The following is a 2,330-nucleotide window of genomic DNA, read 5'->3' on the forward strand; positions in this document are numbered from 1 at the left end:
ACCGCACTCGCACCCGCTGCCGTCGCGTTCGTGCCTGCCGCCAGCGCGTTGATGCCCGTCGCACCGTCGTTGTTATAGTTCCCTTGCTGCGTACCGTTGTCGTTGACGCTGTAGTAATGCGTCTTCGCCGCGTTGATCGCTGTCGACGTTGACGTCGACAGCGACGTGACGCTGCTGCTCGTTGACGACAGGCCCGTCGACAGCGAGCCGATCCCCGTCGACGTCGAGGTGGACAGCGACGTAATCGAACTCGTTGCGCTCGACAGGCCGGTCGACGTCGAAGTCGACAGCGACGTGACGCTGCTGTTCGTCGACGACAGCCCCGTCGACGTCGAGGTGGACAGACTGTCGATCGCCGTGTTCGTCGCGAACAGCTGCGAACCGTTGATCGCGTCCGTACTGGTTGCCGTCACCCGACCGGCCGCCACGTTCGTGATCTGGCGCTCCGCGCCCGGCGCGCCCACGCTCACGACGCTCGACGGCGTCGTGCCCGCGTAGTTGTACGTCACGCCACCAATCGTGCTCGACGCCGTCGGGTTTGGCGCCGCCGTCACCGATCCCGAACCCAGCGCAACGTCACCTGCATTGTTCGCCACCGCACTCGAACCGAGCGCGATCGAACCCGCACCGTTCGCGGACGACGTGTTACCCAGCGCCACGGAACCCTGGCCAGTCGCAATGTTCGCGTTACCCAACGACACGGCACCTTGACCGTTCGCCGTGTTGTTCGCACCCATCGCCACCGCGCCTGTGCCCGTCGCGACGTTCGGGTCGCCGATCGCCACCGCACCGTTGCCGCTTGCCGTGTTGCCCACACCGATCGACACGGCCTGCCCGCCGGTCGCCATCGCGCTCTGGCCAATCGCCACCGCGCCACCCGAGTTCGCGTTCGCGCCGTCGCCGACTGCCACCGAGCTTGCGCCCGCCGCCGTGGCATTCGTGCCCGCTGCCAAAGCGTTGACGCCCGTCGCGCCGTTGTTGTTGTAGTTGCCCTGCTGCGTACCGTTGTCGTTGACGCTGTAGTAGTGCGTCTTCGCTCCATTGATCGCGGTCGACGTCGAGGTGGACAGCGACGTAATCGAACTCGTCGCGCTCGACAGGCCGGTCGACGTCGAAGTCGACAGCGAGGTCACGCTGCTGTTCGTCGACGACAGCCCCGTCGACGTCGAGGTGGACAGACTGTCGATCGCCGTGTTCGTCGCGAACAGTTGCGAACCGTTGATCGCGTCCGTGCTCGTCGCCGTCACCTGACCGGCCGCCACGTTCGTGATCTGGCGCTCCGTACCCGGTGCACCCACGCTTACCACGCTCGTCGGGTTGGTACCCGCGTAGTTGTACGTCACCCCACCGATCGTGCCTGTCGCCGTCGGATTCGCCGCCGCCGTCATCGAGCCCGAGCCCAGCGCGACGTCACCGGCATTGTTCGCCACCGCATTCGGTCCGATCGCGACCGAGTTGGTGCCTAATGCCTCACTGTCCGGCGCGGTCGAGTTCGCGTGGAAGTACTTGATGCCCTGGCTATTGATGTTGTCGATCGCCGAGCCGACGTTGTTGGCAGTCGTCGTAGTTCCGTTCGCGTTGTACGTGGTGTACGACGGTGCCGAAATCGTGCCAGTCGCCGGATTGTAGGTCGCGCCACCGCCGAGTGCCGAGGCTGTGCTGCTGCCAAGATTGTTGGTTGCCGTCGACAGAGAACTGATGCCCGTGGACGTCGAGGTCGACAGCGATGTCACCGTACTGTTGGTCGAGCTCAAGCCCGTCGACAGCGAGCTGATGCCCGTGGACGTCGACGTCGACAACGACGTGATCGAACTATTGGCCGACGAAATTCCTGTCGACGCCGAGGTCGACAGCGATGTCACCGTGCTGTTGGTCGAGCTTAAGCCCGTCGACAGCGAGCTGATGCCCGTGGACGTCGACGTCGACAGCGACGTGATCGAACTGTTGGCCGACGAAATTCCTGTCGACGCCGAGGTCGACAGCGACGTCACTGTGCTGTTGGTCGAGCTCAAGCCCGTCGACAGCGAGCTGATGCCCGTGGACGTCGACGTCGACAACGACGTGATCGAACTGTTGGCCGACGAAATTCCTGTCGACGCCGAGGTCGACAGCGATGTCACCGTGCTGTTGGTCGAGCTCAAGCCCGTCGACAGCGAGCTGATGCCCGTGGACGTCGACGTCGACAACGACGTGATCGAACTATTGGCCGACGAAATTCCTGTCGACGCCGAGGTCGACAGCGATGTCACCGTGCTGTTGGTCGAGCTCAAGCCCGTCGACAGCGAGCTGATGCCCGTGGACGTCGACGTCGACAACGACGTGATCGAACT

Annotated in this window: 1 protein-coding gene; it reads right to left on the bottom strand. The window is 64.2% G+C overall.

Features of this window, described 5'->3' with window-relative positions:
* Nucleotides 1-2,330 (bottom strand): YadA family autotransporter adhesin (locus HWX00_RS34520; RefSeq protein ID WP_425129259.1); only part of this gene is annotated, 2,330 nt, incomplete at both ends.

The organism is Burkholderia seminalis DSM 23518, from assembly GCF_902832885.1.
Taxonomy (GTDB): domain Bacteria; phylum Pseudomonadota; class Gammaproteobacteria; order Burkholderiales; family Burkholderiaceae; genus Burkholderia; species Burkholderia seminalis.